30 protein-coding genes are annotated in these 25,764 nt (G+C 44.0%); 11 read left to right on the top strand and 19 right to left on the bottom strand.

Annotation, left to right across the window (positions count from 1 at the left end):
- Nucleotides 1-624 carry a LysE/ArgO family amino acid transporter gene (locus tag AB2J24_RS02435; protein WP_367384293.1) on the bottom strand — a complete coding sequence of 208 codons (624 nt, stop codon included), beginning with the start codon at nucleotides 622-624 and terminating at the stop codon, nucleotides 1-3.
- 2 nt (nucleotides 625-626) lie between these two features.
- Nucleotides 627-1,421 (bottom strand): SOS response-associated peptidase, encoded by a 795-nt coding sequence (locus tag AB2J24_RS02430; protein WP_367384510.1) that lies wholly within the window; start codon nucleotides 1,419-1,421, stop codon nucleotides 627-629.
- 61 nt (nucleotides 1,422-1,482) lie between these two features.
- Here AB2J24_RS02430 and AB2J24_RS02425 point away from each other — a divergent pair, with 61 nt between their 5' ends.
- The 7 genes from AB2J24_RS02425 to AB2J24_RS02395 all read left to right on the top strand — a co-directional run bounded on the left by AB2J24_RS02425 (nucleotide 1,483) and on the right by AB2J24_RS02395 (nucleotide 5,894).
- Nucleotides 1,483-1,887 (top strand): NUDIX hydrolase, encoded by a 405-nt coding sequence (locus tag AB2J24_RS02425; RefSeq protein WP_367384292.1) that lies wholly within the window; start codon nucleotides 1,483-1,485, stop codon nucleotides 1,885-1,887.
- Between the two features lie 100 nt (nucleotides 1,888-1,987).
- On the top strand, nucleotides 1,988-2,959 hold the full coding sequence (locus AB2J24_RS02420; protein ID WP_367384291.1) for a DUF3179 domain-containing protein: 972 nt from the start codon (nucleotides 1,988-1,990) through the stop codon (nucleotides 2,957-2,959).
- A 58-nt stretch (nucleotides 2,960-3,017) separates the two neighbouring features.
- Entirely contained in the window at nucleotides 3,018-3,410 is a 393-nt protein-coding gene (locus AB2J24_RS02415) for a TIGR02301 family protein (protein ID WP_162652476.1), read from the top strand.
- Between the two features lie 143 nt (nucleotides 3,411-3,553).
- Nucleotides 3,554-3,823, top strand: coding sequence for a hypothetical protein (locus AB2J24_RS02410; RefSeq protein WP_162652477.1), 270 nt, complete (start codon nucleotides 3,554-3,556; stop codon nucleotides 3,821-3,823).
- 72 nt (nucleotides 3,824-3,895) lie between these two features.
- Entirely contained in the window at nucleotides 3,896-4,744 is an 849-nt protein-coding gene (locus AB2J24_RS02405; protein ID WP_367384290.1) for a YgfZ/GcvT domain-containing protein, read from the top strand.
- Nucleotides 4,745-4,761: 17 nt separating this feature from the next.
- The gene (locus AB2J24_RS02400; protein ID WP_367384509.1) at nucleotides 4,762-5,385 is read left to right on the top strand and encodes a YfbR-like 5'-deoxynucleotidase; all 624 of its coding nucleotides are present in this window, start codon (nucleotides 4,762-4,764) and stop codon (nucleotides 5,383-5,385) included.
- Complete coding sequence (locus AB2J24_RS02395) at nucleotides 5,382-5,894, top strand: tyrosine phosphatase family protein (RefSeq protein ID WP_367384289.1); 513 nt, start codon at nucleotides 5,382-5,384, stop codon at nucleotides 5,892-5,894. The genes AB2J24_RS02400 and AB2J24_RS02395 overlap by 4 nt, the downstream gene beginning before the upstream one ends.
- 39 nt (nucleotides 5,895-5,933) lie before the next feature.
- On the opposite strand, the gene AB2J24_RS02390 is transcribed toward AB2J24_RS02395, so the two are convergent.
- From AB2J24_RS02390 to rpoZ, 9 genes are all read right to left on the bottom strand, one after another.
- The gene (locus AB2J24_RS02390) at nucleotides 5,934-6,542 is read right to left on the bottom strand and encodes a hypothetical protein (protein ID WP_367384288.1); all 609 of its coding nucleotides are present in this window, start codon (nucleotides 6,540-6,542) and stop codon (nucleotides 5,934-5,936) included.
- A 55-nt stretch (nucleotides 6,543-6,597) separates the two neighbouring features.
- The gene (gene recO, locus AB2J24_RS02385) at nucleotides 6,598-7,344 is read right to left on the bottom strand and encodes a DNA repair protein RecO (protein ID WP_367384287.1); all 747 of its coding nucleotides are present in this window, start codon (nucleotides 7,342-7,344) and stop codon (nucleotides 6,598-6,600) included.
- An 18-nt stretch (nucleotides 7,345-7,362) separates the two neighbouring features.
- The gene (gene era / locus AB2J24_RS02380; protein WP_162652482.1) at nucleotides 7,363-8,283 is read right to left on the bottom strand and encodes a GTPase Era; all 921 of its coding nucleotides are present in this window, start codon (nucleotides 8,281-8,283) and stop codon (nucleotides 7,363-7,365) included.
- Entirely contained in the window at nucleotides 8,283-8,987 is a 705-nt protein-coding gene (gene rnc / locus AB2J24_RS02375; RefSeq protein WP_162652483.1) for a ribonuclease III, read from the bottom strand. Before rnc ends, era begins: the two co-directional genes overlap by 1 nt.
- A gap of 11 nt (nucleotides 8,988-8,998) precedes the next feature.
- Nucleotides 8,999-9,748 (bottom strand): signal peptidase I, encoded by a 750-nt coding sequence (gene lepB / locus AB2J24_RS02370; protein WP_174244217.1) that lies wholly within the window; start codon nucleotides 9,746-9,748, stop codon nucleotides 8,999-9,001.
- Nucleotides 9,749-9,814: 66 nt separating this feature from the next.
- Nucleotides 9,815-10,213: a holo-ACP synthase gene (gene acpS / locus AB2J24_RS02365; RefSeq protein ID WP_367384286.1), complete on the bottom strand. Its 399-nt coding sequence runs from the start codon at nucleotides 10,211-10,213 to the stop codon at nucleotides 9,815-9,817.
- A gap of 22 nt (nucleotides 10,214-10,235) precedes the next feature.
- On the bottom strand, nucleotides 10,236-10,778 hold the full coding sequence (locus AB2J24_RS02360) for a DUF2062 domain-containing protein (RefSeq protein ID WP_162652486.1): 543 nt from the start codon (nucleotides 10,776-10,778) through the stop codon (nucleotides 10,236-10,238).
- A 226-nt stretch (nucleotides 10,779-11,004) separates the two neighbouring features.
- Nucleotides 11,005-13,242 (bottom strand): RelA/SpoT family protein, encoded by a 2,238-nt coding sequence (locus tag AB2J24_RS02355; RefSeq protein ID WP_162652487.1) that lies wholly within the window; start codon nucleotides 13,240-13,242, stop codon nucleotides 11,005-11,007.
- Between the two features lie 108 nt (nucleotides 13,243-13,350).
- The gene (gene rpoZ / locus AB2J24_RS02350; RefSeq protein ID WP_162652488.1) at nucleotides 13,351-13,761 is read right to left on the bottom strand and encodes a DNA-directed RNA polymerase subunit omega; all 411 of its coding nucleotides are present in this window, start codon (nucleotides 13,759-13,761) and stop codon (nucleotides 13,351-13,353) included.
- Between the two features lie 173 nt (nucleotides 13,762-13,934).
- On the opposite strand from rpoZ, the gene AB2J24_RS02345 reads away from it, so the two are divergent.
- Complete coding sequence (locus tag AB2J24_RS02345; protein ID WP_367384285.1) at nucleotides 13,935-14,597, top strand: uracil-DNA glycosylase; 663 nt, start codon at nucleotides 13,935-13,937, stop codon at nucleotides 14,595-14,597.
- A gap of 1 nt (nucleotide 14,598) precedes the next feature.
- Here the strand turns inward: AB2J24_RS02345 and smpB are convergent, their stop codons facing one another.
- Both smpB and dapA read right to left on the bottom strand, forming a co-directional pair.
- Nucleotides 14,599-15,084: an SsrA-binding protein SmpB gene (gene smpB, locus AB2J24_RS02340; protein ID WP_367384284.1), complete on the bottom strand. Its 486-nt coding sequence runs from the start codon at nucleotides 15,082-15,084 to the stop codon at nucleotides 14,599-14,601.
- Nucleotides 15,085-15,095: 11 nt separating this feature from the next.
- On the bottom strand, nucleotides 15,096-15,977 hold the full coding sequence (gene dapA / locus AB2J24_RS02335; RefSeq protein ID WP_367384283.1) for a 4-hydroxy-tetrahydrodipicolinate synthase: 882 nt from the start codon (nucleotides 15,975-15,977) through the stop codon (nucleotides 15,096-15,098).
- Nucleotides 15,978-16,238: 261 nt separating this feature from the next.
- On the opposite strand from dapA, the gene AB2J24_RS02330 reads away from it, so the two are divergent.
- Entirely contained in the window at nucleotides 16,239-18,308 is a 2,070-nt protein-coding gene (locus AB2J24_RS02330) for a lytic transglycosylase domain-containing protein (RefSeq protein WP_367384282.1), read from the top strand.
- 12 nt (nucleotides 18,309-18,320) lie between these two features.
- Entirely contained in the window at nucleotides 18,321-19,202 is an 882-nt protein-coding gene (locus tag AB2J24_RS02325; RefSeq protein WP_367384281.1) for an alpha/beta fold hydrolase, read from the top strand.
- A 31-nt stretch (nucleotides 19,203-19,233) separates the two neighbouring features.
- Here AB2J24_RS02325 and AB2J24_RS02320 read toward each other — a convergent pair whose 3' ends face one another.
- A complete protein-coding gene (locus AB2J24_RS02320; protein ID WP_367384280.1) occupies nucleotides 19,234-19,812 on the bottom strand; it encodes a hypothetical protein in 579 nt (192 codons plus the stop codon).
- Nucleotides 19,813-19,828: 16 nt separating this feature from the next.
- Here AB2J24_RS02320 and AB2J24_RS02315 point away from each other — a divergent pair, with 16 nt between their 5' ends.
- Nucleotides 19,829-20,413 carry a hypothetical protein gene (locus tag AB2J24_RS02315; RefSeq protein ID WP_367384279.1) on the top strand — a complete coding sequence of 195 codons (585 nt, stop codon included), beginning with the start codon at nucleotides 19,829-19,831 and terminating at the stop codon, nucleotides 20,411-20,413.
- A 542-nt stretch (nucleotides 20,414-20,955) separates the two neighbouring features.
- Here the strand turns inward: AB2J24_RS02315 and AB2J24_RS02310 are convergent.
- The 5 genes from AB2J24_RS02310 to AB2J24_RS02290 all read right to left on the bottom strand — a co-directional run bounded on the left by AB2J24_RS02310 (nucleotide 20,956) and on the right by AB2J24_RS02290 (nucleotide 25,743).
- Nucleotides 20,956-22,023: a porin gene (locus AB2J24_RS02310; protein WP_162652495.1), complete on the bottom strand. Its 1,068-nt coding sequence runs from the start codon at nucleotides 22,021-22,023 to the stop codon at nucleotides 20,956-20,958.
- Nucleotides 22,024-22,641: 618 nt separating this feature from the next.
- A complete protein-coding gene (locus AB2J24_RS02305) occupies nucleotides 22,642-23,559 on the bottom strand; it encodes a 2-dehydro-3-deoxygalactonokinase (RefSeq protein WP_367384278.1) in 918 nt (305 codons plus the stop codon).
- Nucleotides 23,540-24,211, bottom strand: coding sequence for an RraA family protein (locus AB2J24_RS02300; protein ID WP_367384277.1), 672 nt, complete (start codon nucleotides 24,209-24,211; stop codon nucleotides 23,540-23,542). Before AB2J24_RS02300 ends, AB2J24_RS02305 begins: the two co-directional genes overlap by 20 nt.
- Nucleotides 24,204-25,256, bottom strand: a complete 1,053-nt coding sequence (locus tag AB2J24_RS02295; RefSeq protein WP_367384276.1) for a C-terminal binding protein — start codon at nucleotides 25,254-25,256, stop codon at nucleotides 24,204-24,206. Before AB2J24_RS02295 ends, AB2J24_RS02300 begins: the two co-directional genes overlap by 8 nt.
- Nucleotides 25,249-25,743 carry a lactoylglutathione lyase family protein gene (locus tag AB2J24_RS02290; RefSeq protein ID WP_367384275.1) on the bottom strand — a complete coding sequence of 165 codons (495 nt, stop codon included), beginning with the start codon at nucleotides 25,741-25,743 and terminating at the stop codon, nucleotides 25,249-25,251. Before AB2J24_RS02290 ends, AB2J24_RS02295 begins: the two co-directional genes overlap by 8 nt.
- Between the last annotated feature and the right edge of the window lie 21 nt (nucleotides 25,744-25,764).

Raw genomic sequence — 25,764 nt, 5'->3', positions numbered from 1 at the left:
CTAACCATTTAAAAATTGTAATAGCAAACTGATCGCTAATCCAAACATGACAATCGCAATCAAACCATCGAGTACCCGCCAGCTGTTTGGTTTCTCGAAAAAAGGTACGAGAAGTCGAGCACCATAACCAAGCGAGAAAAACCAGACAAAGGATGCCATCATCGCACCCACAGTAAATGCAATTTTCAAGCCTCCATCGTATGAAGCTGAAAGCCCTCCAATCAGAATAAATGTATCGAGATATACGTGAGGATTAAGAAAGGTAAACGCAAGACACGTCAGAACTGCAGCACGTAAGCTTAATCCATTTTCCTTTAAGCTTTCCATCGATTGAGGTAAAAATACCCGTTTAACAGCCATCATTCCATAGACGAATAGGAATGTAGCGCCTGCAAGCGTAATTATCGTGATCAACCCAGGCAATCGCTCAATCAAAAGTCCTAAACCTGTCACACCCATTGATATCAGAAGCGCATCTGACGCTGCGCAGATCAAACAAATTACAAATACATTTTTTTGCAACAAGCCCTGCCGCAACACAAAGGCATTTTGGGCGCCAATTGCAATAATCAAAGATGCGCCAAGAATAAAGCCCGACACAAATGGAGAGAGATACATTGTCATGGCTAAAATAAATCCATTTGGCCTGAGTTCGGTTTTTCAGCTTTTACTTTCGGCTTTTTTGCTGGTTCCAGGGTGTTCGCGAAAGCTATCTGCTCATCGGTCAAAGGCGTTTGAATGTCAGGCCCCATATTAGCGACTTTGTTGACAGCGTCAGACACCGCAATCACTTCAAAGAAGCTGTCATCGGCAGGTTTCATAAGATCAGCGACATGACGCGGCTCCTGCGATTTACAGTCAAGCCAACGACCAAAATCTTCCTGATTAATCACAACAGGCATACGGTGATGAACAGGAGATAACGTATTGTTCGCAGTCGTTGTCAAGACCGCTGCCGTATCAACTTCTGATCCGTCAGGCGATGACCACGTCTCCATCAAACCGGCGAACGCCACAATTTTTTGTTTCTTTGGCTTCACCCAGTAAGCCTGCGATTTTTCTTTTGAGCCTTTTGGTGGACGTTTCCATTCATAAAACCCTGAGGCAGGAATGAGCACCCGCCTATGACGCATTGCCGCTTTAAATGAGGCTTTGCCAATTGCAGTCTCACTTCGCGCATTGATCAAAAGCGGGAAGTCCTTCGGATCCTTTACCCAAGTTGGGGTCAGTCCCCAGCGAACCAGCAGCGCGCGCCTTTGTGGCAAATTTGATTCATCGTCAGCCACCGGACCATCAATGATCACCATTATCGGTTGCGTTGGCGCAATATTATACCGCTCTGGAAATTTTTCTATTTCCAAGACTGCAAAAAAATCCGAAAGTTCTTCAGGAGAAGCGATAAGGGAGAAACGACCACACATAGCGAATTCATTGCAGGTTGCGTATTGTCTGGTCAAGTAGAATCAAAAGGTTGAAAAAATTATGCAAGATAACGTGCGTTCATCCCAGCAAGTTGTTTCAGCAATCGTGCGAGATGGCGATAGTTATTTACTCGTAAAACGCATGAACCCGCCATCTAAAGGTATGTATGCGTTTCCAGGTGGTCGCGTTGAAGTTGGTGAAAGTCTGATGCAAGCAGTATTGCGCGAGCTTCTTGAGGAAACGGGACTTGTTGGAATCGATGCTCAATTCTATGCAGAATACGACCTAACGCGTGAGGGTGGCAGCTTTGCACTAACTGTTTTCAAAGTTAGCGTGAGTGATGTTTCAGGTGCGTACGCTCAAGACGATGCAGAAGAATTGGGATGGTATAAACTTCCAGACACTGCATCTCTAGAGATGCCACCGAGCATGATCGATTGCTTTGCAAAGCTCGCTAAAGATTAGAGAGTCTCCAGATTGAGACAGGCCTCAAGACATTGTGAACAAACTTGCTTGGCATGGAACTCTGAATTGGGGCATATTTTGCCCAAAAGGAGAAGTACTCATGAAACACTTTGTTTTATCTGCGCTATTAAGTTTTACTGTTTTGATCTCGCAAGCATATGCAAATCCGGATATTTGGAAGATTGAAGGTTGGGGCAATACTGACTTCTCCAAATCATCAATAGATTTCAAAGAGGTGCTTTCTGGTGGACCGCCCAAAGATGGCATTCCGTCCATTGATCGTCCAGAATTCCGCACAGCCGCAGGGATTGAAGGTCTTGAGGAACATGAACCAGTTTTAAGTTTGACGGTAAACGGCCAAACGAAAGCCTACCCCGTTCGAATATTGACATGGCACGAAATCGTAAATGACGTGATCGGCGGTGTTCCTGTTGCAATCACCTACTGCCCTTTGTGCAATGCATCTGTTGTATTTGAACGCACAATTGATGGTGACGTCACAGAATTCGGCGTAAGCGGTAAACTTCGGCATTCTGATATGATCATGTATGATCGGAAAACAGATAGCTGGTGGCAACAATTCACGGGCGAAGCAATTGTAGGCTCTCGCCTTGGTACAAAACTGAAAATCCTTCCATCACGCACAGAATCTTGGAGCAGGTTTGTTGAACGCCACCCTGAAGCAGATGTTCTGGTTCCAAATAACATACACCTTAGGCAATACGGCTCAAACCCGTATGTGAGATATGATACCTCTAACCGACCTTTCCTTTTCAGAGGTGAGTTTCCTGAGGGTATCGCACCACTGGCGTATGTTGTATCTGTAAAAGATGGCGACAAGCCCTTTGTTGTCTCCTTACAAAAACTTCGTGATGAGAAAACACTCACCAGAGAAGGCATAACCCTGACATGGACAGATGGCACTCGATCAGCACTCGACGCACGGCAAATTTCAGAAGGCCGACAGATAGGAAATGTTATCGCTAAACGTGGTGATGAAGACATCCCCTATGACCTGACATTTGCATTTGTAACACACGCGTTTATGCCGGATGTCCCAATAGAACAATGAACTTCTATGTTTCAATCTCATAGTTTAAACATTCTGCAAACTGGTCTATAGCCTTCTTATGAATTGTTTAAACCGAATCTCAAAAGTTGCTACTGTTGGGCTAATCATCTGGCCCAGCTTATTCGCGCCGACTATTGGTCAAGAAAAGCCTCCCTATGAAGACCGTCTTCACCGGGTAGCCGAACTTGCAGGATCAATGCATTATCTTAGCAATTTATGCAAAACATCCCAAAACAACTCATTTCGGCTGCGCATGCAGGAAATTATTGACGCTGAAACCGCATCAGAGCCTGCACGCCGTAAACAACTGATTGCAAAATACAATATGGGTTATCGCGCATTTTCATCGGTTTATACCATATGCACCGATGCAGCTCGCCTGATTGAAGGTAATTATCGCAAAGAAGGCCAGAAACTTATCAATGAGCTCTTAACGCGCTATTCGAACTAAAATGCAACAAAATCAATAAATTTTGTTAACAAGCCAATAGAATACAAAAAATTTTAATTAAATCTTAACGTCAAGACTCATGTTTTTTTAGTTATTTGCATTTTCAGCTGGCGCTTTATTTTCATTGATAGTATCAATCTCGCATGAATGATCAATTTGAACATCAGCTCGACGAATTAGAAGATCTAATCGTACAAGAAAAAATGCAGGCCGCCCTGCAACATCAACATGATGTTTGGGCCAATTGCGTAGCTGAAGGTATTGAACAAGAAATTCTGATAGATGCAACACTTGCCATGGCAATTCGCGAAGCCATTCGCCTTCAGGGTGAAGATGCAACCGAGGCCATGCTTAATGAAGTTCGCGATCGCATCATCACTGGTGAATTTTCCCCAGAAAGAATTCTACAATAGGCCTTTCACGAGACTTGTTATTGGCGTCTCAAACTCCTAATTAGATAGTGTATTTTAGTTCGGGAGATGGCCTTGCCACATCAATATTTGCGACATAGATCAGTCATTCGGCTTCATGGTGAGGACACAACGTCCTTTTTGCAAAACTTAGTCACAGCAAATATCGAAAACCTTGATAGAAACTCCGTTACGCCATGTGCATTGCTAACACCCCAAGGCAAAATTGCATTTGATTTTCTAATCGGCACAACAGGACACAATGATTTCTTCATCGATATTAGAGAAGATTTGGTAGAAACATTTAAAAAGAGAATTCAGCTTTATAAATTACGAGCAGATGTTTTTGTTGAGGATCCTAATGAATATCAAGTTTCGGTAATATGGTCAGAAGACGTTGAGAACATATCGGGGCTGAAAGATCTACGTTTTCCTGACGAAGCTGATGTCTATAGATTATATGAGCCCACATCGCTTGAGAGTGTCGAAGGAAGTTTTGATGAACAACGCGTCCGATATGGCGTTGCTGAGTCCGGTTCAGACTTTGAACTCAACGATATCTTTCCACACGACATCTATTACGATTTAAACAATGCCATCGACTTTAAAAAAGGGTGCTATGTGGGGCAAGAAGTTATCTCGCGCATGCAGCATCGCGGCTCCGCCAGAAAGCGGGTTTGTGTCGTGTCCGCCGATAATGAACTACAAAATGGCGAGCAAAACATAACGACCGCTGGAAAAACCATAGGCCAACTCGGCACAGTCATAAACACCAATGGACTGGGAATTATAAGAGTAGATCGCCTTTTGTCAGCTCAGGAATCGAATGAAGATATCCTTGTTGGCAATACCAAAGTGCTCGTCAGTTTTCCTAAGTGGGTGGGTGATCGTTATATTCCAGTAAAAGTGGAACCAGTAATTTGAGTACAGCAGGCGGTAATATGCCACGGGTCTGGCAACGTATGCTATCTGGCAGGCGGCTTGATCTATTAGACCCCTCACCGCTCGATGTTGAAATTCAAGACATCATTCATGGACTAGCGCGCGTTGCAAGATGGAATGGTCAGACTAACGGACCATATGCATTTTCTGTTGCGCAACATTCGCTCGTAGTGGAACAAATCTTTACCATCATATCCAACCCTACGCCTGATGAGCAACTCATTGCGTTACTGCATGATGGGCCAGAATATGTTGTTGGTGATATGATTTCGCCGTTCAAGGCCGTCATAGGCGATAATTATAAGTCGATTGAAAAACGGCTTGAGGCTGCAATTCACCTTCGGTATGGCTTAACGCCGGACATTTCGCCAGAACTGAAAAAGAAAATCAAAAAAGCCGATCAAATTTCGGCATATTTCGAAGCTGTTCTACTTGCAGGTTTTTCAGACAAAGAAGCCAGATCATTCTTTGGACAACCCAAAAATATAACAAAAGATCAACTTCTCATAGAGCCTTTGCCAATCGATGATGTTGAAACCCTATTCAAAGCTAGGTTTGAGAAAATTGATTCTGAACGTAATGTGATAAACAATAAAGCGTCGACACAGAAAGAATCGCGATGAGCTACATTGTTGTATGTCCACTTGAAAATATCGCAGATGTAGCCGAACAGCATCAATGCAAACGAATGATAAGCCTCATGAGCCCAGGTCATGAGTTAGAACGACCAGCACAGATTTCACCAGAATGCCATTTGCACGTCGGTATGAACGATATCAACTTTGATACCGCAGGCCTGATCTCACCTGATGAAGCCCACGTTGCAAGCGTAATAGAGTTTGCGCAGAACTGGGATCAGAAAAACCCGCTTCTCATCCATTGCTGGTTTGGCGTATCCAGATCACCAGCTGCTGCTCTTTTATCCTCGATGGCAGTTAAGCCAGAACAAAATGATCACGAACTTGCAAATCGGCTTCGTGAGGCATCACCAAGCGCCACTCCCAATAGACGGATCATTGAAATTGGTGACAAGCTTCTTGATCGCGGCGGAAAACTCTCACAAGCGGTCAATTCCATTGGTCGAGGTCGCGAAGCAAGCCAAGGTAATCCGTTCATATTGCCCCTCGACTAGCTCCAATCTTGTTATTCAAACCAACTCACGCTTAACAGTTTAGAGCTTTGTAGCCTCGGCAGTTGTCTCCGCTTTTTCAACATAGTGGCCAATCTGCCTTATGAGTTTTTCAATCCCTGCGGCCGAAAACTCAAATAATTGCGGCGTACCACCCAATATATGAACGATACGAATGTTGTTTCGTTCAACATCTTTAGCATTAAAAAGCACAGCAATTTCACCCATCGGCGCATTAGGTTCCGTAACGCGCCCAACGAGTTTATGATGCTCACCATAATTCTCAAGACTCACCACATCAGCGTTCTGAGTATCGTTGAGTAACTTCATAAGCTGCTCGACTTCCACAAGCGACATCATAAGTGCATGACCACCGCCGGGTTCGCCATTCTGTTGTGGTTCAATAATCGAAAGCATTGCTGTTACGCCATCAGAAGTGGGTGTCACAGTGACGACCGTAAAACCAACTTTGTCTTTACCCAACACTTTGACCTGAACAGGATCCCCCATGATAGCACCAAAGGGCGTAATGACAAATTGCTTGTCTGGATCAAACTCACTCGAATTCGGATCAAACTCCTGCGCATATGCTGACAGTGTAGCTAACCAAATAAACATCATTATACTAATGCGCATCAAGGTATTAAGCATAATATTCCCTCCTGAATATCGGCATATTCAATTATTTTTATGGATCAGTCAAAATTTAAATACCTTCATCGTCTTTATCCATTTTCCGAATAAGAGCCTGAATAAAACTCTCTCGAGAGATAGGTGGTTCAACACCGCGGGGTGTATAGATATGCCGATCAAAGAAAAAGTTGGTCATTGCAAATGCTGAGATAAGATTAGTCTGCGTCGCAGCCATCCTCTTCTCCGTATGCAAAAATTCAGGATAAAGGAAGAGCTTGTCCTTCCAAGGCTCACCCGCTTGCGCAGAAACGGCCCGGCCCGATTTTGGAGAAATATAGGACAGCTCCGATTTCGTACCAGTTGCCGCGCATGCCTCAAGATCCAACCCAAAACCCAGTTCATTTAGTACGGTCAATTCAAAACGAACAAAAAGCTCCCCTGCATCAGCCGGCGCTTCTAAATTATCAATAATAACTTCAAGAATTTCGTATAGATTTTCATGCGGGTCTCGCTCAGGAAGGAAGCGCAAAATTGCAGCCAGAGCCTGAATTCCGTTTACACCAATTGCATTTTCCATAAGTTGCGCCGCACGCATTTTTACAGGCTCGGTCTGAAAACTGCCAAGATGCTCATCCAAACGAGCGCGCCAAACTATATCGACTGAATTACCTGTTTGTAACACAGGTTGCATACGACGCGAACGCCCACCCCTAACCAAACCAAGGTGACGGCCATGATTACGCGTCATGACCTCAACAATTGCGCTGGTTTCGGCGTGTTTGCGAACGCCTAGTATGATTCCTTCGTCAACCCATTCCATAATAGGTAGATTGACTGACTATTCGTGGAAATCAAGCCCCATCTCGCGATAACGCTCAGGGTCATGTATCCAATTTTCACGAACCTTCACAAATAGAATAAGGTGAACTTTTTGTTCAAGAATTTCCGCGAACTCTAGTCTTGCTGCCTTGCCGATAGCTTTAATTGTTTCGCCTTTTTTGCCAATAACAATCTTCTTCTGACTATCTCGTTCTACATAGATCACCTGCTCAATTCGAACAGATCCATCTTTTCTATCTTCCCACGTTTCCGTTTCCACATGGGATGAATATGGAAGCTCTTGATGCAAGCGGTGATAAATTTTTTCGCGTGTTATTTCCGCAGCGAGCTGGCGCATTGGCAGATCAGATATTTGATCTTCCGGATAATACCAAGGACCATCCGGCAACTTATCATTAAGAGCCTTGAGTATCTTTTCGCATCCCAAACCTTGCGACGCAGAAATCATGAAGGTTTCATCAAAACCAACCACATCATTTGCTTCTTGCGCAAGTTTAAGTAGCTTTTCCGGCTTCACCTGATCAATTTTATTTATGACGAGCCATTTTGGTTGCTTTACATCCTTGAGGTTTTCCAGAATGTTTTTGGCATCGCCAACAAAGCCCTTCTGTGCATCCACCATAAACAGGATAATATCCGCATCGCGAGCCCCACCCCACGCGCTAGAAACCATCGCACGATCAAGACGTCGCTTTGGCTTAAAAATTCCCGGTGTATCAACAAAAACGATCTGAGATTTATCATAGATGGCAATTCCGCGGACGATAGCACGTGTGGTCTGCACCTTATGAGATATTATCGAAACCTTGGCGCCGACGAATTGGTTAACCAGTGTTGATTTACCGGCATTCGGAGCTCCGATTAGTGCAACAAAACCAGATTTAGTTTTCACATTATTGCTTTGTTCATTCGCTGTCATTACTTGTCACCTTCGGACCATATACCTTCACGCAACAAGAATGCCGCCGCGGCTGATTGTTCTGCGCTGCGCTTTGAGCCACTTTTGCCTGTAATTGACGCTAACTCACCAATCGTAACCTCAACCTCAAATTCAGGTGCGTGGTCTGGCCCGCTGCGCTTCAAAACTTTATAAACAGGCGGCTTCTTAAATTGCGCATGCGACCACTCCTGAAGCTCTGTCTTCGCATCCCTGCGAATAGCAACTTCCGCTAATGCCCGCGATGTCCAAAACTTCAAAATAAATGCGCGTGCAGCTTCCAAACCACCATCAAGGTAAATAGCCGCAATCAATGATTCCATCACATCGGCGCGAACGTTTAACATTGTAGATGCTTTAATGTTCTTAACATCAGAACCGGTCAAGATATAGTTATGTATTGCAATATCATCGGCAACACTTGCGCATGCTTCCGCGCTGACGAGATTATTTAACCGAACCGATAGTTCACCTTCTGCAGCCTCGTTAAATCTCCCAAACAACAACTCAGCAATACAAAGCCCTAGAATTCTATCACCTAGGAATTCTAACCGTTCATAATTTCCTGCCTTTGGATCACGAGCGCTTGAGTGCGTTAACGCACGATCAAGCCTACCCTTGTCAGAAAACTGGTAATCAATGACGCCTTCAAGTTCAGCAAGTGAAGCCTGTCGACTAGAATTCATCGCAGGGGCCATCATGGGGCGAGCGATGTAAAAATCCGTTCAAGGCGCACGGATGTTGGCCATTTCCAAAATTCAAGCGGAGATGCTCCGCCTTTCATTGAGAAGAAAATAACTTGCGCCTTACCAACCAGATTTTCAAATGGAACAAACCCTACAGCAAAACGGCTATCTGATGAGTTATCGCGGTTGTCGCCCATTAGAAAATAGTGCCCTTGAGGAACAAGGAATTCTCGCGTGTCATCACCTGGCGAAATTGGGCTCAAATCAAGAGTTTTATAGGTCACGCCGTTTGGTAATGTTTCGGTGTATATCGGTACACCATCACCATCCGACTCACTCGGATTATAAGTGCCTGACAATTCGCGTTTCACGGGCGTTCCATTAATGTGTAATACGCCCTCTTTAACCTGCACTTTATCACCCGGCAACCCAACAAGGCGCTTGATATAGTCAGTACCCAAATCATGATTAGGTCTGAAAACAATAATATCACCACGCTCTGGTTCACTACCTAAAATTCTACCATCAAATAAATCAGGCGAAAATGGCAGGGAATATTTTGAATAACCGTAGGAAAATTTAGATACAAAAAGGTAGTCGCCAACAAGTAACGTGTTTTCCATAGAGCTGGACGGAATGCTGAACGGCTGAAACAAAATTGTTCTAATAAAAACTGCAAGTAATACAGCTTGAAAAAGTACTTTTATATTTTCAGACAGCGAACTGCCTTTATCTTCTGCTTTATCAGCCACGTAATTCATTCCTTATTATCATATCTGGAGTTTCTCTACAGGCAAGCGCGCTCAACAGCAAGCTTGTTGGTGTTTTCAGCGCTTGATAGCCTCAATAATTACAAAAGCCTGCGCCCAAGGAAAATCATCCGTAATAGTCAGGTGGATATTTGCATCATGATCGTCTGGCAGCATTTTATTAACTTGCATCAATGCGCCCCCTGTCAGCTTCATTGTTGGCTTGCCACTGGTTAAATTGACAACTCCCATGTCTCGCCAGAAGACACCATGCGAAATTCCTGTCCCTAAAGCTTTAGCGCACGCTTCTTTTGCCGCAAATCGCTTCGCATATGATGCGGCTCGATTTTTCCTTCGGTCAGACTTTGTCTTTTCTATATCAGTAAAACAGCGTTCCGTGAATTTTTCACCGTATCGTTCAAGGGTTCTCTCTATTCGGCGAATATCAGTCATATCGCTACCTAAGCCGATAATCATCTTGCTTGCTTTCGTAAATTTATCAATTTCGGCTCGCCAACAACTTCCGCCTATTTTGAAAAACAGAAACCCCCCAATAGGTTACAATATAGAAGATAATCGCACAGAAAATTCCTGGCGGAATAGCTCCTATAGCCATCGGTTTTAAGAGCGGCTCCCAAAGTTGGCTAAAATCACCATGTCGAAAGTGTTGAAACAAATTTATATTATGATCCCCAGAGTGAAAACGATCACCTAAAATAAATTTTCCCAATTTATGTGTGCCACCCCAGATAAAAGGAAATGTAATTGGGTTTCCAAAACCGGTCCCAATGGCGGATGCAACTAAATTGCCTGCAAGTAGAAATGCCAAAACAGCAGCAATAACGAAATGAAACCCAAGAAAAGGTGTCCATGACGCAAAAACTCCAGCCGCGACACCCGCTGCAATGGCATGTGGTGAAGCAGTGAGACGGATTACACGCTTAACAAAATACTGGATAGATCGTGCAAAAGAACGGCGCGGCCAAAGCGCGGTGCGAATACGCGTCCAACGTCCCTCTGGTTCCCTACGCCTAAACAGCATTATTAAGTCCAATATCTATAGTAAACGGCTCAAAAGCCGCGAGTTGAATCTCCACCGCGCACCAGTGTCATAACTCCAAATCGATCGCCAGTTCAACGGCTAATCACACATATGTTTTAATTTTAGCCACTAAGCTGGTGCGAGCCTAAATCTTATTATCCAACACTTATGTTGATAATTCGACAATTCAATGAAAATACTGTGATCTCACCGAAATTTTATCAGTCTATTCGTAGACCCGCTCTGCCGATGAAGTGAATGGAAAGGCTTTTAATTGTGCAAGCAGTTGATTGAGTTGCTTAAGATCCCAGATCATTAAATCAAACGTCATCTCTTTAAAGTCAGCAGCAGATACCATAATCAGGTTTTCAATATTCGCGTCCGAACTTGCAATTGCCGACGAAACTTTGGCAAGAACACCTGGCTCATTCACGACCGTAACAATAATACGCGCAGGAAAACGATTTTCGCTCGCCTCATCAATGTCCCATCGGATATCGATCCATTTTTCTGGCTCATCTTCAAATGCTGATAGTTGTGGAGCTTGTATGGGATAGACAACAATGCCCTTACCTGGTTGTACAATCCCAATAATGCGATCGCCTGGCACAGCTCCTGTCGGGCCAAATTCCACGCCCATATCGGTATCCATGCCTCGAATGGGCATGGCATTTTTTGATTTAGGTAGTATCTTTTCCCGGCGCCCTCTTTTCGCCTTGGCAGATTTTGACAGACTTGGAACTTTGAAGATCAATCCCGCAGCACTTTTAAGGTTAAACCAACCATCACTGGTTGGTTTTCCGGTAGATTTACGCTCTTCTTTATAATTTGGAAACACAGCCGCAATAACATCTAATGATGTCAATTCGCCACGACCAATGGATGCAAAAATATCATCAACCTCTGTGTGACCGAGTTTAGAAAGAGTTGGCACCAAAAGTTCTGGAGAAAAGTCTTTTCCAACTTTCTCAAATGCGCGAACCAATATTCGTTCACCCAGATCCTTATATTGTGCTCGCATAGCCGTACGTGTGGCCTTGCGAATGGCTGATCTTGCTTTGCCTGTGGTAACGATCTTTTCCCATGCAAGTGGTGGGACCTGCTTCTCGGATCTAATAATCTCAACCTGATCACCATTGGAAAGTTGAGTGACCAACGGCATGGATATGCCGTCAATCTTGGCGCCAACACAACTATTGCCAACATCTGTATGAACAGCATATGCAAAATCAATCGGCGTTGCCCCTCTTGGTAATGCAATTAAAGCTCCATTTGGCGTGAAACAAAATACTTGGTCATGGAAAAGTTCAAGCTTTGTATGTTCTAAAAATTCTTCCGCGCTGTCACCTTCAGATAGAACATCCAGCGTTCTACGTAACCAATTATACGCATTCGATTCTTCTGAAATTTGAGGCGTTTTACTTTCAACCGAAGCATCTTTGTACAACGAGTGAGCCGCAACGCCGCGTTCAGCAATAGCATGCATAAACTCGGACCTGATTTGAAGTTCAACACGCTGACGAGATGGGCCCACAATTGTGGTATGTATGGATTGATAATCGTTTTGTTTGGGAGTGGATATATAATCTTTAAAACGTCCGGGCACCACTGCCCATCGCGTATGAATAATACCCAGTGCGCGATAACAATCTGCTGTATCGCTTACGATAATTCTAAACCCGACAAGGTCAGATAGCTGCTCAAATGAAAGTGACTTGGACTCCATTTTTCGAAAAACAGAGTATGGCTTTTTCAATCGGCTTTTGACCTCGACTTTAAGATCATTATCCTTGAAAAGCTTGCCCAACCCCTGCTCAATCGTTGCGATCACTTCTTTGTTCTGTTCAGACAATTCAGCCAGACGCTTAGTGACCATTTCATAATGTTCGGGATGAGCATATTTAAACGCAAGCGCTTCCAGCTCTTCGCGCATGCCCTGCATACCCATGCGGCCGGCAAGCGGACCATAAATATCACGCGTTTCCTCAGCAATACGCTGCCTCTTTTCAGGTGGCACGTGATCAAGCGTCCGCATATTGTGCAATCGGTCTGCCAACTTAACGAGCAAAACACGCACATCGTCAGCAACAGCAAGAAGTAGTTTCCGCAGATTTTCTGCCTGTTTTGCCTTACGCGAGATAAGATCGAGCTGCTCGATCTTCGTCAATCCCTCGACCAGGCGCCCTATCTGCTCTCCAAATAGCTCATCGATCTCCGCTCGTGTGGCGCTGGTATCTTCAATCGTATCATGAAGCAATGCAACAACAATTGTCGCCTCATCAAGCTTCATTTCTGTCAAAATAGCGGCAACTTCTAGCGGGTGCGAAAAGTAAGGGTCTCCACTTGCCCGCGTCTGCTTACCATGTTTTTGCATTGCATAAACATAAGCTTTATTGAGGATTTCCTCATCAGCATTAGGTTTATACGCTTGCACGCGCTCTATAAGCTCGTACTGGCGGATCATTTATGAGCAGCTCCGTTATTAAGACAAACAAAAACCTAGCCAAAGAGTGTGAACTCTATGGCTAGGTCATAAACATCTCACGAATTCCGCACTGGCGGAAGAGAAAAATTAATAGTCGTCACTTTTTTCAGGTGGCACAAGACCTTGTATACCTGCAAGCAACTCTTCTTCTGTCATGTTATCAAACGTAACTTTTTCAGGACGCTCATCTTGAACAATGATTGTATCGCCAGCAGCAACTTCTTCGACAACATCATCTTCAGGAATTGTATTCATTTCAGGCTCATCAACTTCAACATGTTTTTGAAGCGAATGAATTAGATCTTCTTTTAGATCACCTGTTGAAAGTGTTTCATCAGCGATTTCACGCAATGCTACAACTGGATTTTTGTCATTATCGCGATCAACTGTGATTGATTCGCCTTGCGAAATCATACGTGCGCGATGACCTGCCAATAGAACAAGTTCAAACCGATTATCTACTTTATCAATGCAATCTTCGACTGTGACGCGTGCCATGTCATGTCCTCTGCAAATTATTTATGATTAGAATTATCCCTGCGATAAACTGAATTGCCTCAAAATACAAGTTTTTTAGGTAGATCTACGCCAATCAATTGTAGTTTTTTGTCCGCTATATTATTGACTTTAGTAAATCAGAACAAAATTATGCGGCAATCAGGTACTTTTTTATGACCAATCTCATTACAGACCCAGACCATGATTGCGAGATTTGCCCTCGCTTGAGAACATACATTCTTGAAACGCGCGCAAAATACCCAGACTGGTTCAACGGTCCCGTCCCCACATGGCTGCCACCAGATGGTGCAAAGAGTGTAAAAATGCTCATAGTCGGGTTAGCCCCCGGAATTCGTGGCGCTAACCGAACAGGAAGGCCTTTCACGGGTGATTACGCTGGTGATCTACTATATGCAACTTTGAAAAAATTTGCCTTTAGTGACGGTGAATTTGGCTCATCAATTGATGATGGACTTACGCTGAAAGAAGCAGCAATCACCAACGCCGTTAGATGTGTACCACCCGAAAATAAGCCAGTTGGACAAGAGATAAACAATTGCCGTCCATTTCTGGAGGCAACGCTTTCATCATATACAAACCTGAAAGCAATTGTCACTTTAGGAAAAATCTCACACGATAGCACTATTCGCACACTTAATGAGCGCGTATCGCAACACCCATTTGGTCATAACAAAGTCACACAAGTTGGCCGTCTTAAAGTTTTTTCAAGCTACCATTGCTCTCGCTACAATACCAATACTGGCCGTCTGACCGAGAAAATGTTTGAAGCCGTATTCCGTTCAGTGAGAAATTACATTGATAGCGAAGCCAAATAGATTATCCGCGATCACGAAGCAGCTTAGCTTTCTGCTTGTTCCAATCACGCGCCTTCTCAGATGCCCGCTTATCATGAAGTTTCTTACCTTTACCCAAGGCTATTTCAATTTTCGCGCGACCTTTTTCATTAAAGTAGATTCTAAGCGGAACAATTGTCATGCCCTCGCGATCGATAGCATCATTATACTTCTTCATTTCCCGCTTGCTCATCAATAACTTACGGCGACGACGCGGCTCGTGATTAAATCTATTGCCTTGCAAATACTCAGGCAAATATGAGTTGATCAACCATGCTTCGCCGTCTTCAAATGTTGCATAGGATTCAGCAATATTTGCTTTCCCCTCACGCAATGATTTGACTTCTGTTCCCGTCAACATAAGACCAGCCTCTAAGTTCTCGGAAAGCTCGAAATTATATCTAGCTTTCCGGTTTTCAGCCACTATCTTTTTATTAGGATCTGATTTCTTTTTCTTCTTAGCTGCCATATGAGTCCACTTTAGGCCTCTATACCGACATGCTTCAAAGCTAAATCAATTTTCTTAGCAGTTTCCGGCGTGACCGGCAGCATCGGCGAGCGAAGTGTATTTTCCATACGCCCCATTTTGGATAGGGCATATTTTACACCCGCAACACCAGGTTCAGCAAAAATAGCATCATGAAGCGGCATCAACAAATCTTGCAACTCTAATGCCTTCAGGAAATCGCCAGCGGCAAGGGCTGCTTGAAATTGTGAACAAAGCTTAGGCGCGACATTAGTTGTTACAGAAATACAGCCAACACCACCGTGGGCATAAAAACCCAGCGCAGAAGCATCTTCCGCAGACATCTGGCAAAAATCAGGCCCACACGCGGCTCGTGTTTGTGTTACGCGAACCATATCAGCGGTCGCATCTTTTACACCAACAATATTAGAAAAATCTTTTGTCAACGCTGCCATTGTGTCCACACTCATATCGACAGCACAACGACCGGGAATATTATAAACCAAAATCGGTAGTTTTGTTGCTTGTGCGATAAGCTTGAAATGTTGGTATAGCCCGGCTTGCGTTGGTCGATTATAATAAGGCGTGACAACTAAAAGCCCGTCAGCACCGCATTTTTCTGCATGAAGCGAAAGCTCAATTGCCTCTATTGTATTATTTGAACCTGCACCGGCAATGACCGGGACTCGACCATCCGTTTGCTCAACACAAATTTCCACGACACGGTTATGTTCATCGTGGGATAAAGTAGCAGATTCACCTGTTGTTCCAACAGGCACAACACCGTTGCTACCTTCACGAATAACCCAATCTATATGTTTAGAAAATGCGGCTTCATCTACATCATGATTTGCATCAAATGGCGTGACTAAAGCTGGCATGGAACCACTAAACATTACAATCTCCTAGTACCCAATTCAATTCGGGAATAAACTTGCATAAATGCTTCAAATTTTCGGCACCATAATCTCAGCAGGCACCCGCCGCAAGCAAAACAATCAAGTTTTGAAATTTTAATATACCCGTGTTGCCAAATTGTAATTATTTCAAGTTTTGATTAACCAAATAAGGTTTTGTTAAGGTTTGTTTCATCGCTTGTCGTTAAATTGCCACTTAATTGTATATTGTGAAGACATCAAACTCATTTGGAACAAAATATGTATAGCCAAAAACTCGGTAAAGCTGCCTTTATAATCGCAATGCTTGCAACATGTGCAAGTTATGCAAACCCGCTTCCGCCGGCAGATATACCCGTTCCAGTTCTACGTGATCAGAATGCCACTATAGCACCGACAATAACCGACGCTCAAATAACCGGCGCAATCGTCAAGTCGTCATTTGTACCTGCGGTGAGTGGTTCGTTGCAATCAGGCTTAGATGCGCTCGGGAAAAAAGATCAAAATCGCGCGCGCGCTATTCGCAATGGAATGCGAAAAAACTCGCAAGATCGGCATATTTTAACCTGGGCGATTTCCCAATCCGGACTAAATGATATACCATCATCCGAGATTGCGATGGCAATGGCTGAACTTAAATCATGGCCTGGTTTAACCACCCTGCGTTATCGTTGGGAAAAAGCCCTACTTAAAGAAAACCCTCCAGCCAACACCGTGATTGCTGCGTTTGGCAATGCGAAGCCGAAAACAGCAGAAGGTGCAATAATTTTAACCCGCGCATTGAAAAGCAAGGGGCGAAAGAAGAATGCCCGAACTGTATTACTACCATTCTGGCATAATGAGCGACTTGACAAGAAGGAAGAAAATTTAATTCTAAAAGAGTTTTCTTCTCTACTCAGCAAAGCAGACCATAAACGACGCATGGATATGCTTTTATATCGAGATCGGGTCACCCAAGCAGAGCGCTTTTCCAAATTAGCTGGTGCAGAATCACTTTATCGAGCGCGTGCTGCGACCATACGTAAACAACCTAAAGCCGATAAGCTTATAAAATCCGTTCATAGAAGTTGGCGTAAAGATCCTAGTTACCTGTTTACAAAAATTGAACGCGCGCGACGAGAAGAGCGTTTCAATGAGGTTGCTAAACTCATTGTTAAAGCACCAAGAGACCCAAACAGCCTGATAAACCCAGGCGAATGGTGGGTTGAACAACGTATTGTCAGCCGAATTCTATATGAACGCGGAAACGCTTCCGCTGCCTATAAGATAGCAGCAAACCATCTTGCTGTATCAGAACGAGATCGAATTGAAGCGGAATTTCATGCGGGATTTTTCGCATTGCGAGGCCTCAAAAAACCCAATACCGCCATCAAACACTTCTCTAAAATTCTTGACTATGCCACGACACCAAAGTCAAAATCGCGAGCATGGTATTGGCTTGGTCGTTCCGCAGAAGCGAAAAAATCTAAAAAAGCATCCGAGTATTATCGCCATGCATCGCAATATCCAACGGCATATTATGGCCAGCTTGCAAGTGCGAAATTGAATATTAAAAATCTGAACGTTAGATACCCAAAACCAAGTTCTGCTGACCGCAGAAACTTTGCATCACGCGAATATGTACAAGCCATCAAGAAACTTGAAATAAGCGGGCATGCTTGGCGCAGTGATCGACTATACCGTGCCGCAGCACAACAACTTACAAGCCCGGGCGAACTGGCTTTGTTAGCCGCAATGGCAGAAAAACGTGGCAATTACCAACTTGCATTGCAAGTTGGGAAAATTGGTTACCGACGAGGTTTGGATGTGGCGGCCCTCGCCTTCCCTCTAGGTGCCATTCCCAAAAAGGCCAACATATCCGGCACTGGAACAGCTTTAGCATATTCTATCGCCCGCCAGGAAAGCACATTTAACAAAGCAGCAATATCACCAGCAAACGCCAGAGGACTATTGCAGCTTCTACCGGCAACAGCAAAAACAGTAGCGCGAACATATGGGCTTAAATACTCAAAATCACGGCTGACCACAGACGCGGCCTATAATGCGACATTAGGTGCCCATTTTCTAAATGAGCAAATTGCAAACTTCAATGGCTCTTATATCATGACCTTTATAGGCTATAATGCCGGCCCTCGCCGCGTACCCCAGTGGATCGCACGATTTGGAAATCCACAGGGAAAAAGCATTGAACATGTCGTCGATTGGGTGGAGATGATTCCATACACTGAGACGCGAAATTACGTTCAACGCGTGATCGAAAATTATCAGGTTTACAAAACCCGCCTCGGTCAAAAAGCAAACATCATAAAAGACTTACGATTCGGTCGTTGATCTGGTTATTTGATGTACAAAGAGCATTATTTTCAGTCAGATGACGGCCTAAAATTATATGTTCGCGATTATTCTGCGAACAAGGAAGAATTAAATACCAGGCCAGTCGTATGCTTGCCAGGACTGACAAGAAACTCAAAAGATTTTCATAAATTAGCTACTCACCTTTGCAACAGCAGTAAAAAATCATACCGTGTCATCAGCGTTGATTATCGTGGACGAGGCAAATCTCAATGGGATGACAACAAAGCCAACTACAATATTTTGCGTGAGGCACAAGATGTTCTCGGTATTCTCAATTGGCTACAAATCGCCAAAGCATATTTTATTGGCACCTCACGCGGCGGCCTCATCCTGCATATTATCGCGACTATTAAACTAGATATAATCTCATCGATTATATTTAATGATATTGGACCAGAACTAGAGCTACAGGGCCTGCTCGATATCAAGAAGTATCTTTTTAAATCAACGCGGCCAAGAAGTTGGGCTGATGCGGCATCTATCCAAAAAGAAATACATAGACTTAACTTTCCCGCGTTTGGTGACGATGATTGGATGGACATAGCGAAAGATATCTATATCGAAAAGGATAATAAGATTGTTGCCGACTTTGACCCGACTATCGCGAACTCCATATCTGATATCAATCAAGATACGGAAGTACCTGCACTATGGGATCAGTTTAAACTTCTTAGCAATATCCCAATCCTTACGATAAGGGGTGCGAATTCAAGCCTACTTTCTAACCGTATTGTCGAAAAAATGAGCGACATACATCCTCAACATTCAAGCATTACAATGCCTGGGCAAGGACATCCTCCAAATCTAATGGGAGATGGGATAGAGCATAGTATTACCGATTTTCTCAACTCACCAAAAAGCCCGGAATAGGCCCGGGCTTTAATGAATGATCTAAAATCTCTTAGCTGGAGCTGGGCACGTCACCTTTGGCAGCACGTTTAGAAAACTCTGTTGTACCACCTTTGGCCAAAACTTTAGCCTGCTTAATCCAATCATCCCGTTCTATTCGACCCTTGAATGAAAGTTTCTCATCAAACTCCGTAACATCGGCCTTCTTCCATGCCGCGATTTGTGAATAAGAGGTTATACCCTCCTTCGCTAGCTTGGTTTCAATCAACTTTCCGACACCTTTTATCAGCTTCAAATCATCTGGTGTAGATGCCTTTTTCGCCGTTGACTTCACAGCAGCCTTCTTCACGGAAGCTTTAGGTGCCACTTTTTTTGTAGCAGTTTTTGCTGCGGAGGCCGATTTTATAGGTGCTGCCTTTTTAACAGGAGCCTTCTTAGCTGCTACCGGTTTCGCTGAAGTAGTCTTGGCCTTTGCTTTCGCCAGTGCTTTTGCTTGAGGCACCCATTCTTCCCGCTCAATTCTACCTTTGAAATTCAACTTCTCGTCAAACTCCGCTATATCTGCCTTCTTCCACGAGCCAACCTGTGCAAAAGTCGTGATGCCTTCATTATTGAGCCTTGTCTCATTCATCTTACCGACGCCTTTAATGAGCTTCAAATCATCGGCAGTATTACTTGCGGCAACAGTTTTTGTCGCAGCACGTTTTGCTTTAGTAGCCGGGGTATTTTTCTTAGCTTTAGTTGCTTTTGCAGGTGCAGCTTTTGAACTCTTTGCCACCGATTTCCCGGTGGATGTCTTGCTTGCTGCATTAGATTTAGTTGCTGGAGACTTCGCCTTAGTTCCCGTAGATTTTTTTGCCGCTCGGGTTTTCGTCTGCGTATCCTTATCTGCAGCTTTATTATTGTCTGTGGACACGAACCCTGCTGAGGCAGCAGATACGCTTTCATTCGAGGTACTCGACGCAGAAGATGAACCTGATTTGGTGTCCAATGCAGTATTAGAACTACTATCCTTATCAGAGCAGCCAAACGACATCTTCAATATCCTGCCAACCAGCACTCCTATTACAAATGCAACTATAATTAATATAGCCGTTAAAATTACCATCATGATGATGCTCCACCCCTTTTATTATTATTTATCATGCATCGCTGCATTTATAATTAATCCAACCAATGACCGCTCCAATGACGAAAGCTGCCAAAAGCCATATCCAAATATGTGCTATTAAGTGTCCTAACATTTCTTACCTCCTATCCCTCTCTAGCTAGAGGGTATACCAAAAAATCACGTCTGAATAAACAATGTGAACCACTGATATATTCAACGCTATTTGTCACCCGGCAAAATATGACAAGCTTTAGGCTTCCAAGCAAGAATTTTTCATTTTCAACGAAAAAGAACGTCAAATAACAGAATAATATTCTCAATAATTCATTTTAGATTGATTATTGGCATTAAACTGTGGTGTCGCAGGAACCTACAAGACAAGATTCAATTGTCAGGCCTAGCTCCTCACCAGTGGCAAGTGTTGGGTTATTTGACTCACTATAGAACCAAATCGCAAGTGTTGTAAGAAGGATGGTACTCACAAGACCGGGCCAAAAATATTTGCTGAATTTTTTAAACATACTCTACGTTAGCAAAAATAATTGGACTTGGAAAAGTATAAATATACATCCACACTTAACTCAGCCAGTCAATGCTAATTGAAAGCAAAAAAACCCGGCGGAAAAACCACCGGGTTCTCAATGTAACTATCTAATCAGGAGATTAGAAAGAACGTGTCAAACGGAAACGTACTTCTGTACGGTCTGTAAGAGCAGCATTGCCTGTTGTCGCAGCATTGTTGAAATCCCAATACTTAACGCGAGCGTCAGCAACTAGACCTTCAACGATTGTGTATGATGCAATTGCAGAAATACCATATGCATCACGAGCGCCAACATTTTGGATGCCATCAGCAAAATCCGCTGCAAAAGCGATGTTCAACTTATCAGTTGCATCAAAGCCATAACCAACACCGAATACGTTTTTAGCACCTGAACCGAATGAAGTACCAGTAGTACCAGCTAGACCAGCAAAGTTACCGTTACCTTTTTCAGACCAAGCATAGTATGCGCCAAAGCCCATGTATGAAAGTTCGATTTTAGCACCTGAACGACCACCAGCAGTAGAAGTATTGTCGCCATCATAACCGTAGAACAATTTAACGCCAAGATCACCAGCAGCGAAGTCTACACGCGCAGCAATATCACCAGCGATTGTTTGTGGAACACCAGTACCTGTAGTAGTACCAGCTACAGCTTGTACGTAAAAAGTAGCTGAGTCTAGAGCAACTGTGTACTGAACTTGGTTACCAGTAGAACCTTCAGGGTTGAAGAATTGCTCACCAACGATTGAAGAATCGTAGATTGAACCGTTCAAACCAATGTTAAATACGTTACCATCACCAATGCTGATGTGCGCGCGGTCAACATTCAAACGACGAGCAGCAGTAGTTGTACCAGTTTCATCCAAACGAACGTGAGCAGCAAGTGTACCTAGCTCTGTTGATGAATTTGCATCAAGAGTAAGACGAACATCGTGATCAAAAGTAGTAGTATCTGCAGCTGAACCACCTGATACGTCAGTGTATGTTGCTAGCGCACGAACATAACCACCGATTTTTAGGCAAGTTTCTGTACCAGGAATGTAGAAGTAACCTGTGCCGAAGTCTTGGCAAACTTGTACGTATTCTACTGGCTCTGGATCTGCTGCTACAACTGCGTCTGCAGCTTGTGCACTTGAAGCTGCTACTACTGCAGCTGCTGAACCGATAAGTAGGCTCTTAATTGTCATAATTGACCTCCAGTCAAAAGTTTGGGCGGGTTTGAGAAATGCTAGAAACAGCAACCCCTGTCTCAATCCCTAATTATAATATTGAAGATAGACGTTACCCGCCACGCTTCGAGATTGAACATAGAGGCAGTGTATTGAATATCAATCGAGAAATAGGCTGTGAAGATTTATTCAATGCAGCTTAGGCCTGACTTGTTGCACAAATGACACAATTTTCTTAGTCACGCCTGTTATATTTAGAGTCTGTTAACAAACTAAGGCTGAATGTTACCAGATGTAACCTGTCGTGAACATTAAAAAGGAGTGTTTTGGCTGTTTCATGGAGAATCGATCCGGAGTTGAGAAAACTGAGATAAATCTTTGTAGAGAGCCCACGGAACAGAAATCGTGTATCATTGCTAATATTTGCCAGACCGTGGTCAGGCCATTGCAAGCCTAACAAGCGCGGACTTACAATGGGGACAAGGCTATAATTATACGGCATGTCAATTCTTACCTCAGCTCTGACCCCATTGTTACACGCTATAACCAAGATCTTCCAATTATATGAGTACCCGTGGGTTGGAGCCCACGAGGAACCATCATCATCAAGAATCTCAAGTGCTGTATTTTAACTTCCTATGATATAAGGCCGGCTGTTTTGGCGATCAAGAAATGTCCGCGTGCAACAATATCATCGGGTGCTCGTTTGCAATTCAATTCGGCGACATCTAACGCGATCTCATATTTGTCTGTAAGATTGTCATTTCCAATGATTGTTACCGGCCCCACAATAGATTTATGATCAACACCACTTATCTCAGCACCAATAAGCATGCCCGATAGATAATCCTCTACCATTTCGCCGGAAATTTTATTGAAAAGCGGCAAGGTTCGAACATTAAAAAGATCGTGTAGAAGTCGCGCTCCTTTTGATAGACCTGCTTGTACACCCATCCGGAACCCACCTTCATGAAACGGCCCTTCTTCCATCAATGTACGGAGAATTGTATGTATTCGGAGTGCACTAAATACCTCTCCTGTCATGAATGTCGCATAATTTTCAATACGATCATTTTTAACAGTGATCCACTTACTATGTGTGCCAGGTAAGACAAAAACACCATCACAAATACCAAGCGCTGATGCACCAATGATCTGGGTTTCCTCGCCGCGCATAACGTCAGGGGCTCCGTTTTGCTCCGTTGTCATGCCTGTAACAAACTGTATGGTCATACCGCTTTCCGTATTAAACGGAACAAGTGAATCTGCCAATTCTGCCGCTCCGGATGGGACATTCACATAGGGTGTTTCTACCCAACCATTTCGACTCGTTATCATACCCGATGCAATAACAGGGATAGGACCATTTGCGATCCAATTCTGAACTAACTCGCCAAAGACAGTTTCAAAATCTCCATTTTCAATATGCATGATCCCTTGAGGTTTCGAGATACTATCCAATACTTCACCCCGCGCACCTATTAAAAAGGCGCGCAGAGATGAGGTACCCCAGTCTATACCAATCAAGGTCGGTTTAGATACGGCCAAATTCATTCAGGAGATCCTCAACTGTTTTGCCTTTGGCAACCCATTTTCTAGTTTCCTCTTCTCGATCTGCCTGCTCTTGAGCAAGTTTAACAATCTCTTCGGCCTTTTCTAAAGGTATCACGGTAACACCCATTAGGTCTGCGACGATAAAATCACCAGGATTTACGATAACACCACCGCAAGCTATTGAGACATTGATAGAGAGCTCTTCTTTCCGCCCTGAAAACATGGTGTGTGTGCCGCGTGGCGTAATTGCACGGGTCCAGATTGGCCACTTGATATCTTCCAACTCATCTGTATCTCGACCAGCGCCATCAACAATCATCCCGCGAATGCCGCGGTTTTGTGCAAGGCCACCCATGAGCCCACCACAAACAGATGTGTTTAGGTCACCACCAGCATCAACAACAATCACATCACCCGCCTGCCCCATTTCAAGAGCTTTGAGCGGATCAACAAGATCTCCTTTGGAGAGCTGCACAGTCACCGCTTGTCCAGTGACCTTGGCACGAAAAGCAGGTTTGATGCCGCTATCCATAACGCCAGTACGATATTGCACATCCGCAAAAATTGCCGCAGCTGAATAAGCTTCAATGACTTTATCAAACTTTTCTAACAAATCCGGACGTCGGTCAAAATCATTAAAAACCTTAAGCATTCTTTTTTTCCTTTATATTTTTTTCTGCGCTCAGCGCATCTGCATTTACCGGATAATCCGGAGATTGTTTTGTGAGAACTTTAGCGACCTGCGTCGCAGCCGTAACTCGCGCAGCTTCAATAGATTCTTCTGAATAATAAGCTGCATGTGGCGTGACCAAGACGTTTGGCAATGTGAAAATAGGATTATCGACGGGTGTCCAATTTGCACGTTTTGCCGGCTCCTCTTCAGGATCGTCTAAACCGGCAGCTGCAATGTGACCTTCCGTCAACGCATGATAAAGTGCAGCATTATCAATCGTTGGGCCGCGCCCGGTATTAACAACAATCGCGCCAGGCTTCATTGCCGCAAACTCGCTATATGATAGAAAATGCTTGGTATCTGGCGTCATTGGAGCTTGCATCAAAATATAATCTGAACAGGTAAGAAGTTCTGATTTTGAGACCAATTCAACACCGTATTGTGCAGCATTTTCTGGCGATAGAAACGGGTCGTAAGCAATCACCCGGACTCCAAAGGATTTAGCACGTTCGGCTATGGCTTGCCCAATTTTGCCAAATGAGACAACACCCATTGTGCGATCACGCAAACGATAAATTGGCTTGCCGCTTTGCCATTGCCAAATACCATTGTGGGTCGCCCGATCATAATCTGGCAGTTTACGCGCTAAGGTTAGCCACATTGATATTGCATGGTCAGCAACTTCCTCTGTGCAATAATCTCGCACATTAGTGACCAAAATACCTTTTTGAGTTGCCGCATCGACATCAACAATATCGACCCCGACACCGTATCTGGCGATAACTTCGCACTTTTGCATCCGAATAATCGTATTTTTTCCAATACGAGCATATTGATTGATCATCGCCGCACAATCTGCCGCTGCATCGAACAAATCTTCTTCTTTCTTGCTCTGAAGGGGGACAACCTGTGCCCCAACAGATTCAAGTATCTCACGCTCGATATCGACATTGCCGTAATCATAATCAGTGATCACGACCTTCGGGCGATCTTCCCTGACTGAAATCGGCTTAAAATCAGACATAGGCACCTGCCGAATAGGTCAACTCATATGAATGGCTATAAAGTTCAAAGATATTGCCGAATGGGTCTTCCATGTAGACCATGCGATACGGCTTTTCGTCGGGATAATACTTACGCACTTGGTTCATACGCTGTTTACCGCCCAGCCCCTCGATGATCTTCACACGTTCCTCAACATTTTCATCTTGAACGCAGAAGTGAAACAGGCCTCGACGCCAATATTCAAACGGGCGCTCCTCTTCAACTGTGTTTGGAAATTCAAAAAGCTCGATGCCTGTGCCGTCTGCCATAGAAAGATGGGCAATACGAAACGAACCCCAACCTTCGCCAAAAACATCGTCGCACATTTGGCCAATGGCGCTTTCGTCGTGTTGAATTTCTGTTGGGCCCATAATGACGTATAGATCAAAAGCTTTTGAGTAGAACTCGACGGCCTTTTCCAAGTCTGGAACTGTGATACCAATATGAGAGAATGTGAGTGCGACCATGTGATGGCTCCTTAATTAAGT

Origin of the sequence: Lentilitoribacter sp. EG35 (genome assembly GCF_040784015.1) — a bacterium.
Classification (GTDB): Bacteria; Pseudomonadota; Alphaproteobacteria; order Rhizobiales; family Rhizobiaceae; genus Lentilitoribacter.
This window is presented reverse-complemented; position numbering and strand designations above follow the sequence as displayed.